Origin of the sequence: Merdimmobilis hominis, assembly GCF_900104615.1 — a bacterium.
In the GTDB taxonomy this organism is placed as follows: domain Bacteria; phylum Bacillota; class Clostridia; order Oscillospirales; family Ruminococcaceae; genus Merdimmobilis; species Merdimmobilis hominis.
The window spans coordinates 1,059,712-1,085,493 of the sequence record NZ_LT629939.1; the positions used below are offsets into that span (position 1 = coordinate 1,059,712).

The 25,782-nt window shown below is 57.0% G+C and carries 25 protein-coding genes and 2 other RNA genes; 16 read left to right on the top strand and 11 right to left on the bottom strand.

Going from position 1 to position 25,782, the window contains the following annotated elements:
* Positions 1-43: 43 nt before the first annotated feature.
* The 5 genes from mfd to BQ5353_RS05135 form a co-directional block, all read right to left on the bottom strand.
* Positions 44-3,532 carry a transcription-repair coupling factor gene (gene mfd / locus BQ5353_RS05110; RefSeq protein WP_071427428.1) on the bottom strand — a complete coding sequence of 1,163 codons (3,489 nt, stop codon included), beginning with the start codon at positions 3,530-3,532 and terminating at the stop codon, positions 44-46.
* 33 nt (positions 3,533-3,565) lie between these two features.
* Positions 3,566-4,183: an aminoacyl-tRNA hydrolase gene (pth, locus tag BQ5353_RS05115; protein ID WP_231358680.1), complete on the bottom strand. Its 618-nt coding sequence runs from the start codon at positions 4,181-4,183 to the stop codon at positions 3,566-3,568.
* A 170-nt stretch (positions 4,184-4,353) separates the two neighbouring features.
* Positions 4,354-5,316 (bottom strand): ribose-phosphate pyrophosphokinase, encoded by a 963-nt coding sequence (locus BQ5353_RS05120; RefSeq protein ID WP_054332027.1) that lies wholly within the window; start codon positions 5,314-5,316, stop codon positions 4,354-4,356.
* A gap of 52 nt (positions 5,317-5,368) precedes the next feature.
* A complete protein-coding gene (glmU, locus tag BQ5353_RS05125; protein ID WP_231358679.1) occupies positions 5,369-6,751 on the bottom strand; it encodes a bifunctional UDP-N-acetylglucosamine diphosphorylase/glucosamine-1-phosphate N-acetyltransferase GlmU in 1,383 nt (460 codons plus the stop codon).
* Between the two features lie 264 nt (positions 6,752-7,015).
* The gene (locus BQ5353_RS05135) at positions 7,016-8,146 is read right to left on the bottom strand and encodes an FtsW/RodA/SpoVE family cell cycle protein (RefSeq protein WP_071427429.1); all 1,131 of its coding nucleotides are present in this window, start codon (positions 8,144-8,146) and stop codon (positions 7,016-7,018) included.
* A 270-nt stretch (positions 8,147-8,416) separates the two neighbouring features.
* Between BQ5353_RS05135 and BQ5353_RS05140 the strand changes: the two genes are divergently transcribed.
* The 5 genes from BQ5353_RS05140 to upp all read left to right on the top strand — a co-directional run bounded on the left by BQ5353_RS05140 (position 8,417) and on the right by upp (position 12,392).
* Positions 8,417-10,084 carry a formate--tetrahydrofolate ligase gene (locus BQ5353_RS05140; protein WP_054332030.1) on the top strand — a complete coding sequence of 556 codons (1,668 nt, stop codon included), beginning with the start codon at positions 8,417-8,419 and terminating at the stop codon, positions 10,082-10,084.
* Between the two features lie 61 nt (positions 10,085-10,145).
* On the top strand, positions 10,146-10,589 hold the full coding sequence (gene tsaE / locus BQ5353_RS05145; RefSeq protein WP_054332031.1) for a tRNA (adenosine(37)-N6)-threonylcarbamoyltransferase complex ATPase subunit type 1 TsaE: 444 nt from the start codon (positions 10,146-10,148) through the stop codon (positions 10,587-10,589).
* A complete protein-coding gene (gene tsaB, locus BQ5353_RS05150; RefSeq protein ID WP_231358676.1) occupies positions 10,561-11,271 on the top strand; it encodes a tRNA (adenosine(37)-N6)-threonylcarbamoyltransferase complex dimerization subunit type 1 TsaB in 711 nt (236 codons plus the stop codon). Before tsaE ends, tsaB begins: the two co-directional genes overlap by 29 nt.
* Positions 11,272-11,276: 5 nt before the next feature.
* Positions 11,277-11,717: a ribose 5-phosphate isomerase B gene (gene rpiB, locus BQ5353_RS05155; protein WP_054332065.1), complete on the top strand. Its 441-nt coding sequence runs from the start codon at positions 11,277-11,279 to the stop codon at positions 11,715-11,717.
* A gap of 42 nt (positions 11,718-11,759) precedes the next feature.
* Positions 11,760-12,392 (top strand): uracil phosphoribosyltransferase, encoded by a 633-nt coding sequence (upp, locus tag BQ5353_RS05160; protein WP_071427431.1) that lies wholly within the window; start codon positions 11,760-11,762, stop codon positions 12,390-12,392.
* Between the two features lie 79 nt (positions 12,393-12,471).
* Here upp and BQ5353_RS05165 read toward each other — a convergent pair whose 3' ends face one another.
* From BQ5353_RS05165 to BQ5353_RS13040, 5 genes are all read right to left on the bottom strand, one after another.
* Positions 12,472-13,560, bottom strand: a complete 1,089-nt coding sequence (locus BQ5353_RS05165; protein WP_071427432.1) for a M24 family metallopeptidase — start codon at positions 13,558-13,560, stop codon at positions 12,472-12,474.
* A 196-nt stretch (positions 13,561-13,756) separates the two neighbouring features.
* Positions 13,757-14,635, bottom strand: a complete 879-nt coding sequence (locus BQ5353_RS05170; protein WP_071427433.1) for an LCP family protein — start codon at positions 14,633-14,635, stop codon at positions 13,757-13,759.
* A gap of 130 nt (positions 14,636-14,765) precedes the next feature.
* Positions 14,766-15,353 carry a peptidylprolyl isomerase gene (locus BQ5353_RS05175; protein WP_071427434.1) on the bottom strand — a complete coding sequence of 196 codons (588 nt, stop codon included), beginning with the start codon at positions 15,351-15,353 and terminating at the stop codon, positions 14,766-14,768.
* Positions 15,354-15,429: 76 nt separating this feature from the next.
* Positions 15,430-16,155 (bottom strand): peptidylprolyl isomerase, encoded by a 726-nt coding sequence (locus BQ5353_RS05180; protein WP_162273110.1) that lies wholly within the window; start codon positions 16,153-16,155, stop codon positions 15,430-15,432.
* Positions 16,152-16,337 (bottom strand): hypothetical protein, encoded by a 186-nt coding sequence (locus BQ5353_RS13040; RefSeq protein ID WP_071427435.1) that lies wholly within the window; start codon positions 16,335-16,337, stop codon positions 16,152-16,154. The genes BQ5353_RS05180 and BQ5353_RS13040 overlap by 4 nt, the downstream gene beginning before the upstream one ends.
* Before the next feature lie 810 nt (positions 16,338-17,147).
* On the opposite strand from BQ5353_RS13040, the gene BQ5353_RS05190 reads away from it, so the two are divergent.
* The 11 genes from BQ5353_RS05190 to BQ5353_RS05240 all read left to right on the top strand — a co-directional run bounded on the left by BQ5353_RS05190 (position 17,148) and on the right by BQ5353_RS05240 (position 23,925).
* Entirely contained in the window at positions 17,148-17,444 is a 297-nt protein-coding gene (locus BQ5353_RS05190) for a DUF1292 domain-containing protein (RefSeq protein WP_054332038.1), read from the top strand.
* A 12-nt stretch (positions 17,445-17,456) separates the two neighbouring features.
* Positions 17,457-17,647: non-coding RNA, 6S RNA (ssrS, locus tag BQ5353_RS05195), on the top strand.
* A gap of 33 nt (positions 17,648-17,680) precedes the next feature.
* Positions 17,681-18,409, top strand: a complete 729-nt coding sequence (locus BQ5353_RS05200) for a tRNA threonylcarbamoyladenosine dehydratase (protein WP_071427436.1) — start codon at positions 17,681-17,683, stop codon at positions 18,407-18,409.
* Positions 18,410-18,503: 94 nt separating this feature from the next.
* Entirely contained in the window at positions 18,504-19,094 is a 591-nt protein-coding gene (locus BQ5353_RS05205; protein WP_054332039.1) for a hypothetical protein, read from the top strand.
* A gap of 1,014 nt (positions 19,095-20,108) precedes the next feature.
* The gene (locus tag BQ5353_RS05210) at positions 20,109-20,405 is read left to right on the top strand and encodes a DUF1292 domain-containing protein (RefSeq protein WP_054332038.1); all 297 of its coding nucleotides are present in this window, start codon (positions 20,109-20,111) and stop codon (positions 20,403-20,405) included.
* Positions 20,406-20,417: 12 nt separating this feature from the next.
* Positions 20,418-20,608: non-coding RNA, 6S RNA (gene ssrS, locus BQ5353_RS05215), on the top strand.
* A 33-nt stretch (positions 20,609-20,641) separates the two neighbouring features.
* Positions 20,642-21,370 carry a tRNA threonylcarbamoyladenosine dehydratase gene (locus tag BQ5353_RS05220; RefSeq protein ID WP_071427436.1) on the top strand — a complete coding sequence of 243 codons (729 nt, stop codon included), beginning with the start codon at positions 20,642-20,644 and terminating at the stop codon, positions 21,368-21,370.
* Between the two features lie 94 nt (positions 21,371-21,464).
* The gene (locus tag BQ5353_RS05225) at positions 21,465-22,055 is read left to right on the top strand and encodes a hypothetical protein (RefSeq protein ID WP_054332039.1); all 591 of its coding nucleotides are present in this window, start codon (positions 21,465-21,467) and stop codon (positions 22,053-22,055) included.
* A 191-nt stretch (positions 22,056-22,246) separates the two neighbouring features.
* On the top strand, positions 22,247-22,597 hold the full coding sequence (locus BQ5353_RS05230; RefSeq protein WP_054332040.1) for a sulfite exporter TauE/SafE family protein: 351 nt from the start codon (positions 22,247-22,249) through the stop codon (positions 22,595-22,597).
* Positions 22,594-22,971, top strand: a complete 378-nt coding sequence (locus BQ5353_RS05235; RefSeq protein ID WP_071427437.1) for a sulfite exporter TauE/SafE family protein — start codon at positions 22,594-22,596, stop codon at positions 22,969-22,971. Before BQ5353_RS05230 ends, BQ5353_RS05235 begins: the two co-directional genes overlap by 4 nt.
* A gap of 186 nt (positions 22,972-23,157) precedes the next feature.
* Complete coding sequence (locus tag BQ5353_RS05240) at positions 23,158-23,925, top strand: M23 family metallopeptidase (RefSeq protein WP_054332041.1); 768 nt, start codon at positions 23,158-23,160, stop codon at positions 23,923-23,925.
* 597 nt (positions 23,926-24,522) lie between these two features.
* On the opposite strand, the gene BQ5353_RS05250 is transcribed toward BQ5353_RS05240, so the two are convergent.
* A complete protein-coding gene (locus tag BQ5353_RS05250; RefSeq protein WP_071427438.1) occupies positions 24,523-25,686 on the bottom strand; it encodes a class B sortase in 1,164 nt (387 codons plus the stop codon).
* Positions 25,687-25,782 lie beyond the last annotated feature (96 nt).

Genomic DNA, 25,782 nt, shown 5'->3' on the forward strand with positions numbered 1-25,782 from the left:
TCCTTTTCTTTGGAAAAAGAAAAGGGGACAAAAGAAACCAACCTTATTTCTCTACTCCCGCACCCTCCGGCTGCATGGCAGAAAGGGCTTCCCGGATGGTGTCCAGGGCCTTTTTGCCCTTGGGGATTTTGACGGTAATATATGGCTTCGCACCCGCGTTGACCATCACCCGGCCGGGGAGTTTTACCGCTAGGGTCGAGACCCGCTCCATGTCCAGCTGCTCGGGGATGAGCCATACCGCATCCCCCCGCTCGCTGATCTCCTTGATGCCCAGGCCCGCGGCAGTGTTGCGGACCAAAGCCACATCCACCAAACCCTTGACCGCCTGGGGCGGGTCGCCAAACCGGTCGATCAGCTCATCCAGCACATCCATGGAGTCCTCTTTGTTCTGGATAGCGGCAATCTTCTTGTAAATATCGATCCTCTGGGAGAGGTTGGAGATATACTCCTCGGGGATGTGGGCGCCAATGCGGATATCCACCATGCACTCGGCGCTGGTTTTGGGCGGGGCTTCCCCCCGCTGCTCCCCCACCGCTTCGGAGAGGAGCCGCAGGTACATGTCATAGCCCACCGCCTCCATGTGCCCATGCTGCTGGGCGCCCAGAACGTTGCCTGCACCCCGGATCTCCAGATCCCGCATAGCGATGCGGAAGCCGGAGCCAAAGCTGGTGAATTCCCGGATAGCGGCCAGACGCTTGGTGGCCACATCCGAGAGGGCTTTGCCCCGGGTAAAGGTCAGGTAGGCAAAAGCCCGCCGGTTGGAGCGGCCCACCCGCCCCCGCAGCTGATACAGCTGGGAGAGGCCCATCCGGTCGGCGTTTTCAATGATGAGGGTGTTGCAGTTGGAGACGTCCACCCCGGTCTCGATGATGGTGGTACACACTAGGATGTCGATCTCGTGGTCGTTGAGCTGCTTCCACACCCGGGAGAGCTGTTCCTCCCCCATTTTGCCGTGGGCGGAGACCACCCGGGCGTCGGGGAGCATCTGCTGGATCTTAAAGGCGCAGCTGTCGATGGACTCCACATGATTGTGGAGATAGAACACCTGGCCGCCCCGGCGCAGCTCCCGGCGCATGGCCTCGCCCAAAACGCCCCAGTCGTGTTCCAATACATAGGTCTGGACCGGGTGGCGGTCCTGGGGGGCCTCCTCGATAACCGACATATCCCGGATGCCGCTCATGGCCATGTTTAACGTCCGGGGAATGGGGGTGGCGGACAAGGTCAGCACATCCACTTCCCCCCGCATCTCCTTGAATTTCTCCTTGTGGGCCACCCCGAACCGCTGTTCCTCGTCGATGATGCACAAGCCCAAATCTTTAAACGTTACATCCTTTTGGATCACCCGGTGAGTGCCGATGATGATGTCCACCTCTCCCCGCCGCAGCTCCCGAAGGATCTCCTCCTGCTGCTTGGCGGTGCGGTACCGGGAGAGGACCTCCACCTTGATGGGGAAACCGTTCATCCGGTTGCGGAAGGTCTGATAATGCTGCCAGGCCAAAATGGTGGTGGGCACCAGCACCGCCACCTGTTTGCCGTCCATCACCGCCTTAAATGCCGCCCGGATGGCCACCTCGGTCTTGCCGAAACCCACATCGCCGCACAGAAGCCGGTCCATAGGCACCGGGCGCTCCATATCCGCCTTGATCTCGTCAATGCAGCGCAGCTGGTCGTCGGTCTCCTCATAGGGGAAGCGGTCCTCAAAGTCCCGCTGCCAGTCGGTGTCCGGCCCAAAGGCGTACCCTTTCAGCTGCATCCTCTGGGAGTAGAGGCGGATCAGCTCCTGGGCCATATCGGCCACCGCCTTTTTCACCCGCTGGCGGGTCTTGCTCCACTCCACCGAATTGAGCTTGTTCAGCTTAACCCCGCTGTCCTCCCGGGCGCCGATGTATTTACTCACCAGATCCAGCTGGGTGACCGGCACAAAGAGGGTATCGGTGCCGGCGTAGCGGATCTTGATGTAGTCCTTCACCACCCCGTGGATGTCCCGCTTGATGATGCCTTCAAACACCCCGATGCCGTGGGCCACATGGACCACGTAATCGCCGGGAGTCAGGTCGGCCAGGCTCTTGATGGCATCTCCTTTTTTAGCCGCCTTGTGTTTGCGGGGGGCGGAGGCAGCCGCCCTGCCATGGGTGATCACCGCCAGCTTGAGCCGGGGGTATTCAAACCCGGCGGAGAGGGCCCCGTCGGTGACCAGCACCTTGCCCCGGCGCAGTTCGCTTAAATTCTCCACATAATCGGCGGAGATGCCCGCCTTTTGCAGGTCGTCGGTAAGGGCTGCGGCGGCCCGCTTGGTGCCCGCCATGACAATGGCGCAGTACTCCTGGCCCAAGTAATCGGTCAAATCCTCCTTGAGCAGGTCAAACTCCCCGCTCCACACCGAAAGCTGCACTGCCTCGATGTTGTACAGGCCCTTGAGGGGGATCTCCCCCAGGTTGCGGGTGAAAGTATCCAGAATAAGGGTGTCCCACCGCTCCATTTGGGTGAGAAGATCCACATAGTCCCCGATGTAACCAGTACAGCCGGGGAAAAGTATCCCCTCTTCCAGCATGATCTTGATATCCTCCTGGAGCTGCCAATGGAGGTTTTTCAAGGCGTCCTTGGCCCCGATGGGGTCGCTGACAAACAGCGCTGCATCGGAGAAATAATCGAAGAGGGTTGCCGGTTTTTCATAGACCACCGGCAGGTACTTGTCAATGCTATTGAGGGTGAGGCCGCCTTCCAGCCGGTCAATATCCTTCTGGAGGTGCTCCTTGGCCGCCACCCCGGCCTTGCCCTTCTGCCGGTCCCGGATGGCGCAGAGGGTTTTTCGGAACCCCTCTGGGGAATCATAGAGCACCTCTCGGGCGGGGGTGATCACCGCTTCCTCCACCACCTCGCTGCGGCGCTGGGTATCGGTCTTGAACTGGCAGATGGTGTCCACCTCATCCCCCCAAAACTCCACTCGGTAGGGGTCGGCGCTCTGGGGAGGGTAAAAGTCCAGGATGCCGCCCCGGTGGGAGAATTGGCACACCCCTTCCACCTGCTCCCGCCCCTCATAGCCGGCCTTGAGAAGGAGAGCCACCAGCTCCTCCATGGAAAAACTCTCCCCTGGGTGGATGGCCACCGTCCGGGCTTTTAACTCCTGAGGCGGCATGGTGTGCAGGAGGGCCGCCTCGGCGGAGGCCACCACAATGGGGCAGTCCCCACCGCTTAAAAGGCCCAGCACCTTGAGCCGGGCGTGTTCATATTCCCGGCTTACCCCCTCCACATCCCGGTAAGTCAGCTCCCGGGCGGGGTAATAAAAGGCCATCTGCTGGTGATCCGGGCCGAAAAAGGCGTTGATATCCTCACAGATACGCAGGGCGGAGGGTTCGTCCGGGGTGATCACCAATCCCTGGCGCTCGATAATTTGGGTGATGGCATAGATAAAATGGGCTTTGTGGATGCCGGAAAGGCCGCTTGCCAGCATCGGGGTCCTGCCGCTTCCGAAGCTGTCGCAGATCTCCGCAAAGTCCTTGAGGTTGAGCAGCATGCGAGAAAAATTCTTCATCCCCTTGCCCCCTTTCCTGTTGCAAACAATTGGTCAAGAATTAAACTGGTTCATCGCCTGGTCAATCTTTCCGTCCACAATCAGCTCCACGGCGTCGTTGGCATGGCCGAAGGTGGATTCCAGGGCTTTTCGCTCCTCGGCGGAAAACTTACTCAGCACCCAGTCCGCCAGGTCGTACTGGGGATGGGGCTTGGCGCCCACCCCCATCTTGATCCGGGGGAAGGTGTCCTTTCCCGTGAGATAGATGATGTTTTTAATCCCGTTGTGGCCCCCGTCGCTCCCCTTGCGGCGAATGCGCAGGTGCCCTGGCTCCAACGAGATGTCATCGTATAGTATAATCACCCGTTCGATGGGAATTTTGTAGAACTGCATGGCGTCCCGCACCGCTTCGCCGGAAAGATTCATAAAGGTAGTGGGCTTTAAGAAGAGGACCCGCTTGCCGGCGATCATAGTGTCGCCGCACAGGGATTTGAATTTGAGTTTGTCCACCCGAAATCCCCGTTTGGCGCTGATGTAATCCACCGCCAGGTAGCCGGCGTTGTGGCGGGTGTTCTCATACTCCTTGCCCGGGTTGCCCAGGCCGGCGACGATGTACTCCACCGGGCCGGAGGGGGTATATCCCCCGAAATAGTCTTTGATTTTGGGAAACAACAGGGTTTCCCTCCTTTCGTTGCTGCACTTGCAAGGGATGGTTCCCACGGCCTTTCCTGGCGGAAAAGAAATGGTGACCTCCTTTGCCCCAAACAGCATATGAGCGGGACAGAGACCTGCCCCGCTTATACGCGATTGTTTTAATAGTATGTACAAGGGAATGGATGTGATTACACAAACAGCGGGGAAACCGGTTTGTCCTCATAAATCCGCTCGATCGCCTCTGCAAACACAGGCGCCACCGAAATGGTCTTGATCATGGGATGGCGGGTCCGGTCGTTGAGAGGGATGGTGTCCAGGATGACCAGTTCGTCGATGACACTCTTTTCCAGGCGCTCGATGGCTGGACCGGAGAGGACGCCGTGGGTGGCGCAGGCGATGACCTTTTTGGCCCTGCCTTTTTCCACCAGGGCGGCAGCGGCGTTGCACAGGGTGCCGGCGGTGTCAATCAAGTCATCCACGATGACGCAGGTCTTGCCGGCGACCTCGCCGATGATGTTCATCACCTCAGAGACGTTGGCTTTGGGACGGCGCTTGTCGATGATGGCGATGGGCGCGTCAAATTTTTCGGCGAACTTCCGGGCGCGGGTCACCGAACCCAGGTCGGGGGAAACCACCACCAGCTCATCCTTGGGAAGGTCTTTGAAATACTCTTTGAAGTAGGGGACCAGCAGGGGAACACCCAGCAGATGGTCCACTGGGATGTCAAAAAAGCCCTGGATCTGGGCGGCGTGAAGGTCCATGGTCAGCACCCGGTCGGCACCGGCGGCGGTGATCAGATCGGCGCACAGCTTGGCGGAGATCGGGTCGCGGGCCTTGGCCTTGCGGTCCTGCCGGGCATAGCCAAAATAGGGCATCACCGCGGTGATCCGGCCGGCAGAAGCCCGCTTAAAGGCGTCAATCATAATCAAGAGTTCCATCAAATGGTCGTTGACGGGGGAGCAGGTGGACTGCACCACAAATACGTCAGAGCCGCGGACCGATTCGTTGATGGAGACGGAGATTTCCCCGTCGGAGAAGGTTTTGACCTCGGCAGCTCCCAAGGGGAGGTTCAGCTGTTTTGCAATTTCAGCCGCTACATCAGGGTTGGAATTCGCTGTAAAAATCTTAATGTCCTTGCCATGCAGATTCATTTTACTAAACTCCTTTTTTATATTGACCACCTTGGGACTCCAGGTTGGCAGCCTACTGTTTTTTCCGGTATTTTCCTTTTTCCTTGGCCCAATTTTCCTTATTCTCCTGCCTCTGGCGGCCAATGGCCAAGGCATAGGGGGGTACGTCATCGGTGACGGTGGTACCGGCGCCAGTGATGCAGCCCTCCCCCAAAGTGACAGGGGCAATCAAATTGGTGTTGCAGCAGATAAAAGCGCCATCCCCCACCACAGTGCGGTGTTTTTTCGCACCGTCGTAGTTGGCGGTAACCACCCCGCAGCCAAAGTTGACCCCTGCGCCCACATCGCTGTCTCCGATGTAAGTCAGGTGGGCGATGGAGGTTTTCTCCCCCACCACCGAGTTTTTCACTTCCACAAAATTTCCCACTTTAACGCCGGCCTGTAGGGTGGTGCCGGGCCGCAGATGGGCAAATGGTCCGATGCGCGCCCCATCTCCCACCGTGCTGTCCTCCAAAAGGGAGGAGTGGACCCGCACCCCTTCACCGATGCGGCAGTTGTTCAACTCGGTGTTAGGGCCGATCTCGCAGCCCTCGCCGATGCGGGTCTTGCCTTTGATAACCGTCCCCGGCAGGATGCGGGTATCGGCGCCGATCACCGCGTCCGGTGAGATCACCACCCCATCGGTGAAGGGGATGTCAACCCCAAGATCCATCAGCTTTTCCAGCACCCGCATCCGGGCAGTCTCGTTGAGCTGGTGAAGGCCCTTGCGGTCGTTGGCGCCCAGCACCACATCCGCCCGGGGAGACCGGTACACCCCCACTGGCTGGCCCATCCCCTTGGCAATGGCAACTGTATCGGTGATATAGTATTCACCGGCGGCGTTGTCGCAGGTGATCCGGTTCAGCGCCTCCAACAGGAAGGCGGTTCGGAACCAGTAGATCCCAGAATTGATCTCCCGGATAGCCCGCTGCTCCTCGGTGGCGTCTTTCTCCTCCACAATGGCGGAGAATTTCCCATCCTGCCGCAGGATCCGGCCATAGCCGCGGGGCTGCTCCAGGTCCGCTGTCACAACGGTGACGGCATTCCCCCCAGCCCGGTGGACCTCATAGGCTGCACGGATGGTCTCCTCGTCCACAAACGGGGTGTCCCCATACAGGAGGAGGACGTCCCCATCCACATTGGATTCCAGAAACTCACGGGCCATCATCACAGCGTGGCCTGTACCCCTGCGCTCCTTCTGCACCGCGATGGCACAGTTTTCCGGCACAATGGCCAGCACGTCCTTTGCATGGTCTGACACCACGGTGCACACCGTTTCAATCCCCGAGGCAAAACAGCTGTCCAACACCCATTTTAGCATGGGTTTAAACAGTACCTCGCACAGCACCTTGGAGGATTTGGATTTCATCCGCTTGCCGTCTCCGGCCGCCAGAATGATGGCGCAAACATCCTGCAAACTAACACGCCCCTTTTGGTGATTGGGATAAAATTGCCGCATGGCAATGCCTTCCCATGCGGTTTTGGTTGTAGGTGGATACCTCTACATCCACTATTATTGCAAGTTTCGGCATTTTTTTCAAGGGAATTTTCCCGTTTCAGTCAATTATATGAACAGTCTCGTGAAAAATAACAAATCCGCCCGGTGCAAACGGGAAAAATGGTGGGCTTTTCTCTGCCATGGAAAAACAGCGGAGGCTTAAAGCCCCCGCTGGACTGCATATCACCGCTTGCTGAACAAATTGGGCTTGCTGCCCATATACACGCTGAGCACCAGCCCCATAGCCAGGTAGTTGGACAGCAGGGAACTGCCGCCGGAGGAGAAAAAAGGCAGGGTGATGCCCACCACCGGCATCAGGCCGATGTTCATGCCGATGTTGACAACCACTTGGAAGGCCATCATGGCAAAGACGCCCACGCAGATATACCGGCCCAGGTAATCCCCGGCCAGACCGCCGGTGAGCAGTGCCTTGCCACAGATGCCGCACAGCAGGAAAATTACCACCAGCGTACCGACAAACCCCAGCGCCTCCCCTATAAAGGAGAAGATGAAGTCGTTGTAAATCTCCGGCACATACTGGTGCTTATCGGCAAAGATGCCCACCCCCCACATCCGGCCAGAGCCGATGGCGATCCGCCCGGTGAGCTGCTGCCACCCGGTGTTCTGGGGGTCAAGAGCCGGGTTGAGCATCACCCGCACCCGCATTCGCTTGTCTTCATCCATAATAAAGAACCAGACAATGGGCAGAAGGGCGACGGCACTGCCCGCCGCCATAAAGATATACTTCCAGTGGATGCCCGCCACAAACAGCATGGCGGCGAAGATCACCAGAAAGACCAAGGCCGTGCCGTGGTCCCCCTGGAGCATCACCAGCAGAATGGGAGCCGCCCCATGGGCCACCAAAGTGGCCAGCACCTTGGGGTTGTTGATTTCGTTCTGCACCTCTGACAAATGGAGGGCAAAGGCCACAATAAAGCTGATCTTCAAAAACTCTGAGGGCTGGATAGTCCCTCCGATAAAGGGGATAGGCAGCCAAGCCTGGTCATCCACCCCATCCCGCCCAGTGCCGAAGAGGAAGGTCATCAGCACCAAGGTATAGGCCAAAGGGACATGGAGCTTCCACAGTTTGGCGATGGTGTGGTAATCCATTTTGGAGAGGATCACCGCCCCCAGAAGGCCGATGCCCGCCGCCAACAGCTGGGTGTAGACCAGGCGCATCCGGGTAAAAAAGCCCGCTTCATACATCCCCAGCAGGAGCACAACGGAGAGTGCAGTGCAGGAGAGGCAGAGGGCATAGTACAGTTTATCGGTATCCCGCAGATACCCATAGACTGCGGAAAAAACTCGTTTCATCGTATTGGGTCCTCCCCCAAAGGCAGCGCCTTCGGTTTTCACAAATTGGGGTGTCGCGGGCCGCTTCCCCACTCCAAGGAAAACGGCAGCCCGATCCGGCGGTTTCGCTATTTTTATTATAGTGGGTAAACCCATTCCCTGCAAGTTTTTCCGAAAATCTTCCCGCCCGGTGAAAAATGGGAATTCCCCCATAGCACTTTTTGGGGTTTCCTGCTATACTCAAACATAAGAACGCCTCCCTATCCAGGGAGAGAACAAAGGAGAAACCATATGCTCACTGACATCGAAATCGCGCAGCAGTGCACCATGCTGCCAATCGCCGACATCGCAGAACGCCTGGGCGTGCTCCCCGAGGAGCTGGAGCCCTACGGCCGCTACAAAGCAAAACTCTCCGAGGGGATTTTCTCCCGCTTGGAGGGCCGCAAAGACGGCAAACTGGTGCTGGTCACCGCCATCAACCCCACCCCCGCCGGGGAAGGCAAAACCACCACCACCGTCGGCCTGGGACAGGCCATGCACCGCATTGGCAAAAACGCCGTCATCGCCCTGCGGGAGCCCTCCCTGGGCCCGGTGTTCGGGGTCAAGGGGGGCGCAGCCGGAGGCGGCTACTCCCAGGTGGTTCCCATGGAGGACATCAACCTCCATTTCACCGGGGATATGCACGCCATCACCGCAGCCAACAACCTGCTCTGCGCCATGATCGACAACCACCTGCAGCAGGGCAACACCCTTTCCATCGACCCCCGGCGCATCCTCTTTAAACGCTGCATGGACATGAATGACCGGGCACTGCGCCAGGTGGTGGTGGGCCTGGGCGGCAAGCCCAACGGCATGCCCCGGGAGGATGGGTTCCAGATCACCGTGGCCAGCGAGGTCATGGCCATCCTCTGCCTGGCTGCCGACCTTGCCGACCTGAAAAAACGGCTGGGTGACATCCTCATCGCCTACAACCTCTCCGGCGAGCCGGTCTACTGCCGCGATCTGGAGGCCCACGGCGCCATGGCAGCCCTGCTCAAAGACGCCTTGAAGCCCAACCTGGTCCAAACCCTGGAGAACACCCCCGCCCTGATGCACGGCGGCCCCTTCGCCAACATCGCCCACGGGTGCAACTCGGTGCGGGCCACCAAGCTGGCCCTCAAGCTGGGGGATTACTGCATCACCGAGGCCGGCTTCGGCTCCGACCTGGGCGCGGAGAAATTCCTGGACATCAAATGCCGGTACGCCGGACTGGCCCCCTCTGCCATCGTGCTGGTGGCCACCATGCGGGCGCTGAAGTACAACGGCGGCGTGCCCAAAAAGGAGGTCTCCCAGGAGAATGTGGACGCCCTGAAAAAAGGCGTCTCCAACCTGGAAGCCCACATCGACAACCTGCATAAATTCGGCGTGCCGGTGGTGGTGGCTATCAACCGCTTTTACACCGACACCGAGGCGGAGATCTCCTTCCTCACCGATTTCCTGACCCAGAAAGGGGTCCCCTTCTCCCTCTGCGAACATTTCGCCAAAGGCGGCGAAGGGGCCATCGACCTGGCCAACAAGGTAGTTGCCGCCTGCGAGGAGGAAAGTTCCTTCCGCTTCCTCTACGATGAGAAGCTGCCCATCAAGGAAAAGATGGCCATCATCGCCCGGGAGATCTACGGCGCCGACGGGGTCAACTACACCCCCGCTGCGGAAAAAGCCATCAAGGATATCACCGCCCTTGGAAAAGGGGATCTGCCCATCTGCGTAGCCAAGACCCAGTACTCCCTGTCCGACGACCCCTCCCTGCTGGGCCGGCCCACCGGCTTCACCATTACGGTGAAGGAGGCCCGCCTCTCTGCCGGGGCCGGGTTTGTGGTGCTGCTCACCGGTGATATTATGACCATGCCGGGCTTGCCAAAACAGCCTGCCGCCTGTAAAATTGATGTAGACGAACAGGGCAGCATCCTGGGACTGTTTTAACCGAACCAATTGCAACTGCCGCTGGGCAGAGCCCTGGCGGCCTGAAAGGAGCGCTTCCGCTATGAAAACCTTTATTACCCACAGCCCCCAGGAGACCGAAGAACTGGCCGGGAAGCTGGCGGCGCTTCTTTCCCCTGGGGATATCATCGCCTATGAAGGCGGCATGGGGATGGGCAAAACTGCCTTTACCCGGGGCCTTTGCAGGGGCCTTGGCATCGCCGCCGACGTCTCCAGCCCCACTTTCTCCCTAGTCAACGAATACCGGGGGGAGAATGCCACCCTCTATCACTTCGACATGTTCCGGGTGGAGAGCTTCTCCGACTTGTACTCCACCGGGTTCTTTGATTACCTGGATTACGGCGGCATCCTGGCCATCGAGTGGAGCGAAAACATCGCCGGGACCCTGCCCGAAGGCTGCATCCAAGTATCCTTGGAACGGGTGGACGACACCACCCGAAAAATCACCATAAAGGGGGATGAGCGCCTTGAAGCTGCTCTCGCTTGACACCTCCTCCCTGGCCGCCTCCGCCGCCCTTTGGGAGGACGAGCGGCTGCTGGGGGAATTCTTCATCAACGCCAAACTCACCCACAGCCAGACGGCCATGCCCATGGTGGAGGACCTGCTGAAGGCCACCCAGACCTCCCTTTCCCAGGTGGATTTGTTTGCCGTCTCCACCGGGCCTGGCTCCTTCACCGGCCTTCGCATCGGCATCGCCGCAGTCAAGGGCATGGCCCACGCCCTTGGGAAGCCCTGTATCCCAGTTTCCACCCTCAAGGGGATGGCCTACAACCTTCTGGGGTTTGACGGCTATGTCTGCCCTGTCATGGATGCCCGCTGCCAGCAGGTGTACACCGCCCTCTTTGAGATGGTGGGCGGCCGCCCCGTCCAGGTGGAAGAGGACTCCGCCATTCCCCTCACCCAGTTGGAAAACCGTCTTTCCCGCCTTTCCAAACGGGTATTTTTAGTTGGCGACGGGGCCAAGCTGTGCTATAATGAATGTATCGGCTCCTGCCCGAATATCGTCCTGGCTCCGCCCTCCCTTCTGTTCCAAAAAGCGTCCAGCGTGGCCCAAGCGGCCCTAGAGGACCTGGAAGCAGCTGTCCCGGCGGCGGAGTTGGCCCCAGCTTATCTGCGCCTGCCCCAGGCGGAGCGGGAGCTCCTGCGCAAACAAAATCAGAAAGGTTGATGTATATGCTGGCCATCGGCAGCGACCACGGCGGCTACGCCCTCAAGGAAGAAATCAAAAAGTACCTGGACTCCAAACAGATCGCCTATGAGGATTTTGGCACCCTGACCGGGGAATCCTGCGATTATCCCGATATTGCAAACGCGGCCTGCCAGGCCATCGTCTCCGGCCGGTGCGACCGGGGCATCCTCATCTGCGGCACCGGCATCGGCATCTCCATGGCCGCCAACAAGGTCAAGGGCATCCGGGCTGCCTGCTGCTCCGATTACTTCAGCGCCAAATACACCCGCCTTCACAACGACGCCAATGTGCTGTGCATGGGCGGACGGGTGGTGGGCCCCGGCCTGGCCACCGAACTGGTGGAGGTGTTCCTCCATACGGAATTTGAAGGCGGACGCCATCAGCGCCGGATCGACAAAATTACCGCCATCGAAGCGGCCCAATAAGCGGCATCCCCTATTCCATTGATTTTGAGAGGAGTTTTTGCTATGGCAAACAAACCGTTGATTATGGATCACCCCCTGATCCAGCACAAGCTGACCCTGCTGCGGGACAAGCGCACCGGCTCCAAGGAGTTCCGGGAGATGATCGCCGAAGTCTCCATGCTGATGTGCTATGAGGCCACCCGCGACCTGCCTTTGAAAGAGGTGGAGATTGAGACCCCCATGACCATGACCAAGTCCAACGTGATCTCTGGCCGCAAACTGGCCTTTGTGCCCATCCTGCGGGCGGGCCTTGGCATGGTGGACGGCGTGCTGGAGATGATCCCCGCTGCCAAGGTGGGCCACATCGGCATCTACCGGGATCCTGAATCCCACAAACCGGTGGACTACTACTGCAAACTGCCCAAGGACATCGCCAGCCGCCACGTCATCGTGCTGGACCCCATGCTGGCCACCGGCGGTTCCGCAGTAGAAGCCATCAACCTGCTGAAAAAAGAAGGGGTGCAGAACATCAAGTTCATGTGCATCATCGCCGCCCCTGAAGGGCTGGACGCCTTGACTACCGCCCACCCCGATGTACAGGTCTATTGCGCCGCCCTGGATGAAAAACTGGATGAGAACAAATACATCCTTCCCGGGCTGGGCGATGCCGGCGACCGGATCTTCGGCACCAAATAATCTGTCTGATAAAAACGATCCCCCTTCTTTGCAAAGAAGGGGGATCGTTTTTTGTGTATATGCAACGGGGGAAATTTGGTTAACCCACCACCCGCAGCTCCAGCCCCATCTCGTTGAGGGCCTTGGAGCCGGTCTCGGTGACCACCATCAGGTTTTCGATGCGGATGCCGAACCGCCCGGGCAGGTAGATGCCCGGCTCGTCGGAGAAGACGTTGCCCGGCACCAACAGCTCTTTGTTCCCCTCCACCATGTAGGGGTCCTCGTGGACGTCCAGCCCGATGCCATGGCCCACCCGGTGGGTGAAATACGCGCCATAACCGGCGTCGGTGATGATCCTGCGGGCGGTGCGGTCAATCTCTTCGGCGGGCACGCCGGGCCGGATGGCCTTAGCCACCGCAAGATGGGCCTTGAGCACGATGGCGTAAATCTCCTCAAACCCTTCGGGGGCTTTCCCCACCACACAGGTGCGGGTCATGTCGGCGCTGTAGCCTTTGTACAGCCCCCCGAAGTCCATCATCACCGAATCCCCTTTGCAGATGACCCGGTCCCCGTTGACATGGTGGGGTGCGGCGGCGTTCTCGCTGCATGCCACAATGCCCGACCGAACTGACTCCAACCCTTCGGCCAGCCGCAGTTCACTGAGGAGGCTTGCCACCTCCCGTTCGGTCTTGCCCTCCAGGCCGATGGCATAGAGTTTCTCCAGCGCGGCTTCTGCCATGTGCTGGGCCCGGAACATGTATTCCAGCTCCTGGGCATCCTTGACCCGGCGCAGGGTGGAGAGGATCACATCCCCGTTGACCCATTGAGCCCCTGGGATGCGCTCCTGAAGGCCCAGCAGCCAGATGCCGTACATCCGCTGGCCCACGGCGATCCGGCCTTTAATACCCGGCAGAGCCGCCAGCATGGCAAGGGGGTCCTCCCCGTCTTTCCAGCCGATACACTCCACCGACTGGCGCAGCCCCTCGCTCAGGTTGTCCATCTCAAAAGAGGGCATCAGGAAGAATACCCGCTCCTGAGTCAAGGCAAAGCAGACAATCCGCTCCATCGACTGGCCAGTGTGGCCGGTCATGTAGGCAAGGTCGGTGGAAGGGGTGACCAGCAGGGCGTCAATCCCTTTTTGGGCCATCAGTTCCCGGGCTTTCTGCCACCGTTTTTGATAGAGTTCCATAAAATATCTCCTTTCATTCTGCGAATTTTATTCAAGCATTCCATTGTGACCATGATACCGGGAATTTCCCCGAAAGTCAAATATCCGTCTTGAGGATGCAGCCGCTTTTGAAAATCCTCAAAAAAAGCAATCCCGATACCGCTGTTTTTTGCGGTATCGGGATTGAAAGGGTGAAAACAGGGTCAAACAAGGCCCCTTACCGGAACTGGTCCTTTACCATGTTCTTGGTCACTTCGCTCAAGGCGAACATATCCTGGGATTGGTTGTACCGGCCCTCGGTGGGGATCACCTGGGCGGGGGATGCCTTTAGCTCCGCCATCATCCGGGCGGAAGAGAGGCGGGCATCAAAATCCACAAAGGAGAGGTCGGTCTTCATCTGGTTGACCGCCTTGCGGAACAAGTCCTCCCCCTGGGCCCCGCTGACCAGTCCCAATTTCTGATTGACCGCAGCTGCGGCCAATTCAGCGATGGCCTTTATCCGGCTGGGCTCCCCGCCGTCATACCCCTGGTACTCCATCAACCGCAGGAGGGCGGAGCCATCCAGCCGCTGCCTGCCAGCGCTCAGCACCACGCCGCCCGCATCCGGGGAGAGGGACAGCTCCTCCCCCAAGGTGTACTCCACCGGGCCGAACGCCCCGGCAATCGCCAGGAATCCCTGCCGGTCCATGACCATATGGCGGTCGATGGATACCCCAAACAGCCGCTCCAATGCCGTGCGGGTGGCTGCGACCCCACCGGCCTCATACACCTCCTGCAGCGTCTTGGGAGAGGGGGGTTCCTCCACCAGAAGCTGGGGCGGCAGGGAGAGGATGGGAATTTTGCCCCGGGTGGGATTGTAATGCACCAACAGGAAAATGTCCTGGTCGGCCTCCACCACCGAAAACACCGTCAGATCATCTGATTCCCGGGGAATATAAACCGAAGCCCCCACCTGTTCTGGGGCAGTCTCCTCACCGGGGTTTCCAGTGAATAGATAGATCACCATAACGCCGGTAAAAGCTCCCAGCACCAGAAAGGTCAAGGTAAACGACGAAACAAAGTAGGCCCACCGGCTGGGCTTTTTGGAAGGTGCCACACCCTCACCGCCTCTCTACACTTTTTCCTTAGCTTTGACCGGGAGGGCGGGATTCATGCGCGGCGGGAGTTTCCCCCTCTAAAAATTCAGCAAGCAAAGGCGGGAGAGCTGCCGCCCTCCCGCCAAAAAACTATTCCGCTTCTGAATAGACTGCTTCCAGGATTTTGACATCCTCCAAGGGCATGTTGCCGCCGTCGGTATCCACATTGGCGATGGCATCCACCACATCCATGCCCCGGATCACCTGACCGAACACCGAGTGCTTGCGGTCCAGCCACGGGGTGCCGCCCACCTGCTCATATTGGGCGATGACCTCCTCCGGGAAGCCAGCCCGCTTCATCTGGCCCAGCAGGTCCTCGCTGACCACCGGCGCCTGGACGATAAAAAATTGGCTGCCGTTGGTGTTGGGCCCGCTGTTGGCCATGGAAAGGGCCCCGCGGAAATTCCACAGATCCATGGAGAACTCGTCGGGAAAGGGGCGGCCCCAGATGCTCTGTCCGCCGCGGCCAGTGCCGGTGGGGTCACCGCCCTGGATCATAAAATCCGGGATGACACGGTGGAATTTCAGACCATTGTAGTAGCCCTCTTTCACATGGGTCAAAAAGTTTTCACAGGTTTTAGGGGCCTGCTGGGGGAAAAACATCAGCTCAATCTCCCCCAGGGAGGTCTTCAGGGTGACAATCGGAGTGCCCTTTTTGGGCGATTCAAACTGGATCAATGGTAATCTTCCTCTCACATCAAATAAAGTCTTCTATCCACAAGGCCGGGAGCTTCCGCTCCGGCGGCCGGTCGGGCTATTCCACGGTGCGCAGTGTGATATTGGTGACAATGACATCCTCTTGGGGGACGTTTTCCGTCTGGGGGAGGTTGCAGATTTTCTGCACCACATCCATCCCGCTGACCACCTGGCCGAAGACGGTGGTCTTGCTGTCATGCCAAGGGGCTCCGCCTTTTTCCTTATAGGCGTCAATCACCTTTTGCGGGTATTTTGCCTCTTCCATCTGGCGGATGGTCTCCTGGGGCAATTCGCCGGAACAGACCACATAGAACTGGCTCCGGTTGCTGTCCGCCCCGGTGGACACCATACAGACCGCCCCAGTAAAGTGCCACAGATCATAGCCGAATTCATCCTCAAAAGGGCCGCCCCAAATGCTGTCCCCCCCGGTGCCGTCGTTGTTGGGGTCGCCGGTCTGGATGCGGTTGTTCCTCACCACCTGGAAAATTTTCAGGCCGTTGTAGTAGCCCTCGGTCACATGGGTAGTGAAGTTCTCCACCGCCTTGGGGGCCCGCTGAGGGTATAAGACCACTTCAAAGGCCCCTTGGGTGGTTTCAATGGTGGCGATGGTATCGCCGGATTTGGGTTCCTCCAGCTGAAACAGATGGATTTTATCCACATCCACCGTCTGGTTGTTCTCCACCGATGGGGGTATAAATGCCGGGTCGTTCCCCTTCTCTTGGCTGCACCCCAGCAGAAGCACGCCAGCTATCAGGAGCGGGAGAAAGATTTTCAATGTCTTCAATCGATCACCTCTTGGTGTTTCATATGCTGCGGGGACGGCAGTTTCCATGTTTCCCCAGAAAAAGGGCAAAATTCCTCGTGCGGGAACCTGGCCGCCTTTGGAGGCGTTTCCAGCTTGTCCGCCCAACCCAAGGCTGGAAGCACGCCCAGCACAACCAGATTGGCCAGCTGCCATGCAATCATTGTAACACAATCCCTTGGGGAAGAAAAGGGATTTTGCGCAAATCAAAAAGGCTGCAACCCAACTTGATTGCAGCCTTTACTTTATATTGTTCATGTTTCACCTTGGCAATCCTACAAAAAGGCCTTTCTACAATCCAAATCATTTGAAGTCTCTTTCCCATTCACGGGGAAACACACCTTTTTCAGATTGCACGCTTCCCGGGCCTACCTCTTTACTACTTTCGAGGGGCGACCAACCGGTTTGCTTCATTCCTTTTCTTAAGAATGCAGGAACATAAATAGGGCAGATGCTATTTCATTGGACTCAACCTTTGCATCAAATTTTACTCGAACCAGAAATTGATTCTTCCATTGGACTCACCTGAAATATTTACTTTGGATGATTCAACTGTTTCCAACGCATACGGCAAAAGCTTTGGGGAAGCATGTATAGCGGTACTTGTAGAAAAATTCCACTGCATCATGGGCGGATATTCCAGGCCCAACAATCAACCGATCTATGCGTTCCGCGCGGCCCCGACCGTATGGGACTGCTTTGGGGTATCTTCGTACATCGGAACCACTCCTCTCTCTGCGTTCTAGATTTCCATCTATCCCTTATTTCATCTATATAATACCCCATCCATTAGCTTTTGTCAATAGTTATTTTCCACATTTTATTATAAATTTTATTCAAAAATTCCTGCCGCAACAAGTTCTTGACAACCTTCCCCGGATGCATTAAACTGAGATATGAAAAGAGCAGCCCCTCAACCCGGGGCGCTGAATTAACAAGCATCATTCCCGCCCAGCGTGGAATGGGGAGGATTTATGGAACAGAACGAGTTTGGCAATGACATTTTGACTTTGGTGGATGAAGAAGGCGTGGAGCATTCCTTCGAGGTGCTGGACGCTATGGATTTCGAAGATGGCCACTACCTGGCCATGGTCCCGGTATTTGAGGAATCCGAAGAACTTCTGGACGACATGGGCGAGCTGGTAATCCTCAAAGCCGCTGGGGAAGAAGAAGACAGCTATCTGGAGCCCATTGAGGACGAGGATGAGTTCAACAAAGTCGCTGAAATCTTTATGGACCGCTTAAAAGACACCTTCGAATTCGAAGACTAATACCTGTGAAAAAAATCCCTGCTGTATACGATACTGTCGCCGCTTTATAATCCAACACTTACTTTTCGGGAGAGCCATTCTCCTCTGACCGATTGCAGACCTCCCGGCCCAGCCGGACGAAGGGAGCATGACCTCAGAGGGAGCTCACCCACCTGTCTTCGGACGGGTTTTAAAAGGCGATGGAACGGTACGGCGGGGTATTTTTTTGTTTTTTTGAGGAAAAGGAGGATCATCGTATGTCCCATTGGCAAGCGCGCACCGCGCTGATTTTAGGGGAAAGCGCCCTCTCCCGGCTGGCTGACGCCAGGGTTGCGGTGCTGGGCTTAGGCGGCGTGGGGGGCAGCGCAGCGGAGGCCCTCTGCCGGGCTGGCGTCGGCCACCTGCTCCTTGTGGACCACGACACAGTGGATGAAACCAACCTGAACCGGCAGCTTTTCGCCACCCGGGACGTGCTGGGGAAGAAAAAATGCCTAGTTGCTAAGCAGCGGCTTTCCACCATCCACCCAGAGGCGGAGATCCTCGCCGCTGACCAGTTTTACCTGCCGGACAACTGCAATTTCCTCTTTGATTTTAAGCCCGATTATGTGGTGGACGCCATCGACACGGTCACTGCCAAGCTCCACCTGGCCAAAGCCTGCTGGGAGAGGGGGATCCCCCTCATCGCCTGCCTGGGCACCGGCAACCGCCTAGACCCCTCCAAACTGACGGTGGGGGACATCGCAGACACCTCCGGGTGTGGCTGTCCCCTGGCCCGGGTCCTGCGCCGGGAGCTGAAAAAGCAGGGAGTCCCCCGGCTGCGGGTGGTCTTTTCCACCGAACAGCCCCTGCCTGCACAGGTGGCGGCGGATTCCCCTGCCGGGCGGCACAGCCCGGGGAGCAGCCCCTTTGTCCCACCAGCGGCAGGCTGCCTTCTCGCGTCGGTGGTTGTCCGGGATTGTTGTCAAATGGATGGGGGATCCAAATAATAGCAAATTTTCTGCTTGTGTTTTATTTGTTTTTTTGGTATATTGTGATAAAGTGAGTTGCGTATCACTGAAACAAATGAGGAGGTTTATCCCAATGAAAAAGACAAAAATGCTTTCCGGCCTTTTGGCTGTAGTTCTGGTGTTTGGCTTGGCTCTGGCCGGCTGCGGAAGCAAAGTACAAGGCGAGCCTGGTGACGCTGTCCTAGGCTGCATGGAGTCCTTCAAAGCTATGGATTTTGACGCCATGGCCAACTATGTCTCCAAAACCGAGGAGATCCAGACCCTCAAAGACGAGTTTTCTTCTGAGGACTTGGACATTGTCAAAATGGTTTTGAAGCGGGCCACTTTTGAAGTGGTCAGCACCGACAAGGCTTCCGATGGCAAAACTGCCGAAGTCACCTTGAAGATCACCAACGTGGATATGAATGAAGCAATGACCGTCGCCCAGGAAAATCTGATGGCGTGGGCGATCGAGGAAGCTGCTAAGCCCGCCGCCGAGCAGCCTACCGAAGATGAAATCATGGCCAAAACTATGGAGATGTTGGACGCCGCCATCTCTGCGGAAGACGCCAAAACTTTGAGCAGCGAAGTCACCGTCCCCACCGCTGTGGAGGAGAACAAGTGGATCGTCACCGATCTGCCCGATGATGTCCTGAACGCACTGGCCGGCGGTATGGAGCTGTAATACCAAGTACATAAAACAAAGGGCCTGTGGGGAGATCTTCCCTGCAGGCCCTTTTGTGCGTGAGAGATATACCCACAAAGCAGAAAATTCTTTTCCATGAATGGGATTTCCCGCCCGGCGCTGGAGCTGCATATTTTTAAAACCAAATGGAATGCTAATCCAAAGAAGTTCCCAAAAAGGAGGAAGATACTGTGAACCGGATCAAAAGCGGCCTATTGGGCTTTGCGGCGGGCCTCCTCAACGGNATCAAAAAGGCTGCAACCCAACTTGATTGCAGCCTTTACTTTATATTGTTCATGTTTCACCTTGGCAATCCTACAAAAAGGCCTTTCTACAATCCAAATCATTTGAAGTCTCTTTCCCATTCACGGGGAAACACACCTTTTTCAGATTGCACGCTTCCCGGGCCTACCTCTTTACTACTTTCGAGGGGCGACCAACCGGTTTGCTTCATTCCTTTTCTTAAGAATGCAGGAACATAAATAGGGCAGATGCTATTTCATTGGACTCAACCTTTGCATCAAATTTTACTCGAACCAGAAATTGATTCTTCCATTGGACTCACCTGAAATATTTACTTTGGATGATTCAACTGTTTCCAACGCATACGGCAAAAGCTTTGGGGAAGCATGTATAGCGGTACTTGTAGAAAAATTCCACTGCATCATGGGCGGATATTCCAGGCCCAACAATCAACCGATCTATGCGTTCCGCGCGGCCCCGACCGTATGGGACTGCTTTGGGGTATCTTCGTACATCGGAACCACTCCTCTCTCTGCGTTCTAGATTTCCATCTATCCCTTATTTCATCTATATAATACCCCATCCATTAGCTTTTGTCAATAGTTATTTTCCACATTTTATTATAAATTTTATTCAAAAATTCCTGCCGCAACAAGTTCTTGACAACCTTCCCCGGATGCATTAAACTGAGATATGAAAAGAGCAGCCCCTCAACCCGGGGCGCTGAATTAACAAGCATCATTCCCGCCCAGCGTGGAATGGGGAGGATTTATGGAACAGAACGAGTTTGGCAATGACATTTTGACTTTGGTGGATGAAGAAGGCGTGGAGCATTCCTTCGAGGTGCTGGACGCTATGGATTTCGAAGATGGCCACTACCTGGCCATGGTCCCGGTATTTGAGGAATCCGAAGAACTTCTGGACGACATGGGCGAGCTGGTAATCCTCAAAGCCGCTGGGGAAGAAGAAGACAGCTATCTGGAGCCCATTGAGGACGAGGATGAGTTCAACAAAGTCGCTGAAATCTTTATGGACCGCTTAAAAGACACCTTCGAATTCGAAGACTAATACCTGTGAAAAAAATCCCTGCTGTATACGATACTGTCGCCGCTTTATAATCCAACACTTACTTTTCGGGAGAGCCATTCTCCTCTGACCGATTGCAGACCTCCCGGCCCAGCCGGACGAAGGGAGCATGACCTCAGAGGGAGCTCACCCACCTGTCTTCGGACGGGTTTTAAAAGGCGATGGAACGGTACGGCGGGGTATTTTTTTGTTTTTTTGAGGAAAAGGAGGATCATCGTATGTCCCATTGGCAAGCGCGCACCGCGCTGATTTTAGGGGAAAGCGCCCTCTCCCGGCTGGCTGACGCCAGGGTTGCGGTGCTGGGCTTAGGCGGCGTGGGGGGCAGCGCAGCGGAGGCCCTCTGCCGGGCTGGCGTCGGCCACCTGCTCCTTGTGGACCACGACACAGTGGATGAAACCAACCTGAACCGGCAGCTTTTCGCCACCCGGGACGTGCTGGGGAAGAAAAAATGCCTAGTTGCTAAGCAGCGGCTTTCCACCATCCACCCAGAGGCGGAGATCCTCGCCGCTGACCAGTTTTACCTGCCGGACAACTGCAATTTCCTCTTTGATTTTAAGCCCGATTATGTGGTGGACGCCATCGACACGGTCACTGCCAAGCTCCACCTGGCCAAAGCCTGCTGGGAGAGGGGGATCCCCCTCATCGCCTGCCTGGGCACCGGCAACCGCCTAGACCCCTCCAAACTGACGGTGGGGGACATCGCAGACACCTCCGGGTGTGGCTGTCCCCTGGCCCGGGTCCTGCGCCGGGAGCTGAAAAAGCAGGGAGTCCCCCGGCTGCGGGTGGTCTTTTCCACCGAACAGCCCCTGCCTGCACAGGTGGCGGCGGATTCCCCTGCCGGGCGGCACAGCCCGGGGAGCAGCCCCTTTGTCCCACCAGCGGCAGGCTGCCTTCTCGCGTCGGTGGTTGTCCGGGATTGTTGTCAAATGGATGGGGGATCCAAATAATAGCAAATTTTCTGCTTGTGTTTTATTTGTTTTTTTGGTATATTGTGATAAAGTGAGTTGCGTATCACTGAAACAAATGAGGAGGTTTATCCCAATGAAAAAGACAAAAATGCTTTCCGGCCTTTTGGCTGTAGTTCTGGTGTTTGGCTTGGCTCTGGCCGGCTGCGGAAGCAAAGTACAAGGCGAGCCTGGTGACGCTGTCCTAGGCTGCATGGAGTCCTTCAAAGCTATGGATTTTGACGCCATGGCCAACTATGTCTCCAAAACCGAGGAGATCCAGACCCTCAAAGACGAGTTTTCTTCTGAGGACTTGGACATTGTCAAAATGGTTTTGAAGCGGGCCACTTTTGAAGTGGTCAGCACCGACAAGGCTTCCGATGGCAAAACTGCCGAAGTCACCTTGAAGATCACCAACGTGGATATGAATGAAGCAATGACCGTCGCCCAGGAAAATCTGATGGCGTGGGCGATCGAGGAAGCTGCTAAGCCCGCCGCCGAGCAGCCTACCGAAGATGAAATCATGGCCAAAACTATGGAGATGTTGGACGCCGCCATCTCTGCGGAAGACGCCAAAACTTTGAGCAGCGAAGTCACCGTCCCCACCGCTGTGGAGGAGAACAAGTGGATCGTCACCGATCTGCCCGATGATGTCCTGAACGCACTGGCCGGCGGTATGGAGCTGTAATACCAAGTACATAAAACAAAGGGCCTGTGGGGAGATCTTCCCTGCAGGCCCTTTTGTGCGTGAGAGATATACCCACAAAGCAGAAAATTCTTTTCCATGAATGGGATTTCCCGCCCGGCGCTGGAGCTGCATATTTTTAAAACCAAATGGAATGCTAATCCAAAGAAGTTCCCAAAAAGGAGGAAGATACTGTGAACCGGATCAAAAGCGGCCTATTGGGCTTTGCGGCGGGCCTCCTCAACGGGTTGTTCGGTGCAGGCGGCGGCATGGCGGCGGTGCCCATGTTGTCTGCTATGGGGGTGGAGACCCGGAAATCCCACGCCACCTCCATCGCCATTATCCTGCCCCTTTCTGCGGTGAGCGCCTATCTCTACCTGCGGGGCGGGCACCTGGCCTGGCGGGAAGCCTTCCCCTACCTGCCCGGCGGGATCGCCGGCTGCTTGGCCGGTTCCTACCTCCTGCCCCGGATGAGCACCCTGTGGCTCCGGCGGATCTTTGGGGCGCTGGTTCTATTCTCTGCTGTGAGGTTGTTGCTGCGATGAATATTGCCACTATAATCGCCGCCTTTTTTGCCGCTGTCCTCGGCTCCCTGGGCATGGGCGGGGGCGGGGTGCTGCTGATTTACCTGACGGTGTTCCAAAACATGGCTCAGCTGGATGCCCAGGGGATGAACCTGCTGTTTTTTCTGCCCATCGCCGCCCTGTCCCTCCTCTTTCACGCCAAAAACAAACTGGTGGAGTGGAAGGTGGTCCTCCCTTCGGTGCTGTGCGGCCTCATTGGCGTCCCGGTGGGCTCTTGGATTGCCGGGAAGCTGGGGTCCCAGCTCCTTTCCAAGGCGTTTGCTCTCTTCCTCATCTACATCGGCTGCCGGGAGCTCTTTTCCAAAAAGCAGCAGGAAGATCCCCCGCAAAAATGACCTGCTATCCATCCCCCTTGGAAGAATCCTTCCAAGGGGATTTTTTCATATTGCAAATCTCCCTTCAAAATCGATTTCTTTGCGGTATAAAGCTTTTCATTTCCGCTCAAACTACTATCGAAGTTTTCAAAAGCAAAATTTGCTCCTGCCACCGCGTCCGGCAGGGCGGAAATGGAGATCATCACTATGAGCAAACAAACCAAAGGCAATTTTAGTAAATTCATGGCTGGCAAAGGTTTTTATGTGGCCCTCACCTTCTGCCTGATCGGCGCAGGAGCAGCCGCCTGGGCCGCAGTGGACCGCACCATCGACAGCATCGATCAGAACAACAAGGCCATCCTGGACCGGGCTTCTTCCAGCCTGCCCCTCTCTTCTTCGGAGTCAAACTGGGGTTTCCCTTCGCTGGAGGAAGCGGACAAGCCTCAAAGCGGCGTTTCCAAGCCGTCGGCTTCCTCCTCTTCGGCGGATACCTCTTCATCCTCGTCCGAGGCTTCTTCCGAATCTTCCAGCAGCTCCGAACCCTCGGAGCAGCCGGTACAATCGCCCGTTTTGGACTTCGTGCTGCCAGTGCAGGGCGAAATTCTCACCTCTTTTAGCCAAGGGGAGCTGGTCAAGGATGTGACCCTGGGTGAATGGCGCACCCACGACGGGGTGGACATCAAAGCGGATAAAGGCGCTGAAGTCTTTGCCGCTGCTGCGGGCAGCGTCACCAAAGTGGCCCAGGATACCCTGTGGGGCCAGGTGGTGGAAATCACCCACGGCGACGGTTCCATCAGCCGGTACTGCGGCCTGGCCAAGGATTTGGCGGTGAAGGAAGGGGACCTGGTCAACGCTGGCCAGACCATCGGCCAGGTGGATTCCATCCCCACCGAAATCTCCCTGCCCACCCACATCCACTTTGAACTGATAGGCTCTGACGGCAACCTGGACCCCTTGGCCATCATCGGCCGGTAAGGTCATAAAAGATTCACAATTGAGGGTGCAACAAAACGGGAGCCCCCTGCCACTGATAAAATAGAGAGGCGAGGGAGTCCCATCCTGCCCCGCCAGCGAAACCACCATCTCTAAGGCTTTGGCGGGGTGTGCCCCATACGTGTTATGCACTCTTACCAATCAACAAATCCTCCTGTTTGCCTCTCTCACAGACAGTCTGCAAAAGGAATGTGCTCGAGCCGACCCAAGCGGCAAAACCCCCGCGGCGTTCTTCCCGCCGCGGGGGTTTTGCTTTTTGCTTTTCTATTGCGCCCCTCAGCCTCATCCCGTAAGATAGAGGGCTCACCTTCTGCTCAAGGGCTTCCGGCTGACACCGCAGAATATCATCGCCTGATTTGGGGGAGCCCGCTTGTGGCAATGTGCTGCGCCTTGGTTTGGTGGCTCCCAACGGAAGGTCCACATGGGGAATATGGATGGCTTTTCAAAATCCTCTCCCTCCCCATGGGGACAGGAGATTTGCCACCACCCCAAATTTCCATCTGGGGCCACCGCCGGGTCCTTTTCCCCACAAAGAAAAAACAGCGAAGGCAATTGCCTTCGCTGTTTTGCAGCATCGGATTACAGGGTGGGTTTCTTATGGTTCGGATTGTCGGTGATGGTGACGGGGGTGATCTCCTCCCCGTCCCGCATCAGGCGGGCCATGACCACAAACCGCTGCCGGTCACTGGGGCCATAGGCCCGGGTGCAGGTGGACAGGGTCAGGATTTTATCGGTGGTGTTGACGTCCACATCGTAGGTGAAGCGGCTGCGGCGCTGGGCCTCCTGAATGATGTACAGGAAGTTGGGGTCCTCGGGATCGCTGGCGATGTAGTTGAAGTCCACCTCGGTATAAAAGACAGCGAACACCTTAAAAATCATGCTCTCATCTTCGGTGGAATACTGGATATAGGGGGTCTTTTGGGCAAAATTCAGATGGTGGAAAGCGGTCAGCTGGGCAAACATCCGGTCATTGACATTTCCGATGCGGGGGTTGGCCGAAATATTGGTCCAGTTGTGGCCGTACAGCACGGTGTTGCGGCTGATATCCGCCTTTTTGCCGAACTTGGTGCCGGAATCCGCCCAGATGACGCCGTCCCGGCTCTGCTCTTTGTAATACCCCAAGTTGGAATAGTAGTTGTTGTCTGGGCCGATGACCACTGGGTAGCTGATGTTGGTGTTGGGGACCTTGATCCAACCCCGGACATCGGCGTTGATGGCCTTCCACTGGGGAATGTTCGCCGCGCCGGAAGCTCCCAGAGAATTGGGATCAAAGGTGGCTGGGGCCTGGCTGGAAGCCGCTCCAGAAGAGCTTGCCGCAGAGGAATTGCCATTGTTCACCGGTGCCGAGCTGGAAGCTGTCCCATTGGAAGCGGGGGTGCTGGAAGCCTGGCTGGAGGAGCCGGAAGACTGGCTGGAAGAGCTGGAAGACGCCTGCTGGCTGTGGGACTCCTCCTCTTGGGGGAGCTGCTGCTCTGCCAGCTGCTGGTTCCGTTCAGCCAGGAGATTATTGGCCCGGGTGGAGAGCACCGAGGCCAAATCGCGGCCGCTGACCACCGATACGGTGCTGGAAGCCATCGCGTCGATAGGACGGCTTACAAATGTATTGCTGAGGGCATACCCCACACTGCCCATAGCAAGGGCGGAGGCAATGGCCAGCACAGCGATTCTGCCGTAGCGGAGCTTCATTTTCTTTTTGCGCCGGCGGGGAGTTGCCGCGCTTTGATTTTGTTGTTTCCGTTCCATGGTTGCACCCCTTGTTTTACAAAAAATTGGATTTTGGGCGGAGGGATTTTTCCTCCCACCGCCAACCCGCCGCAGGAACCGGCGGGGGGAAGGCGC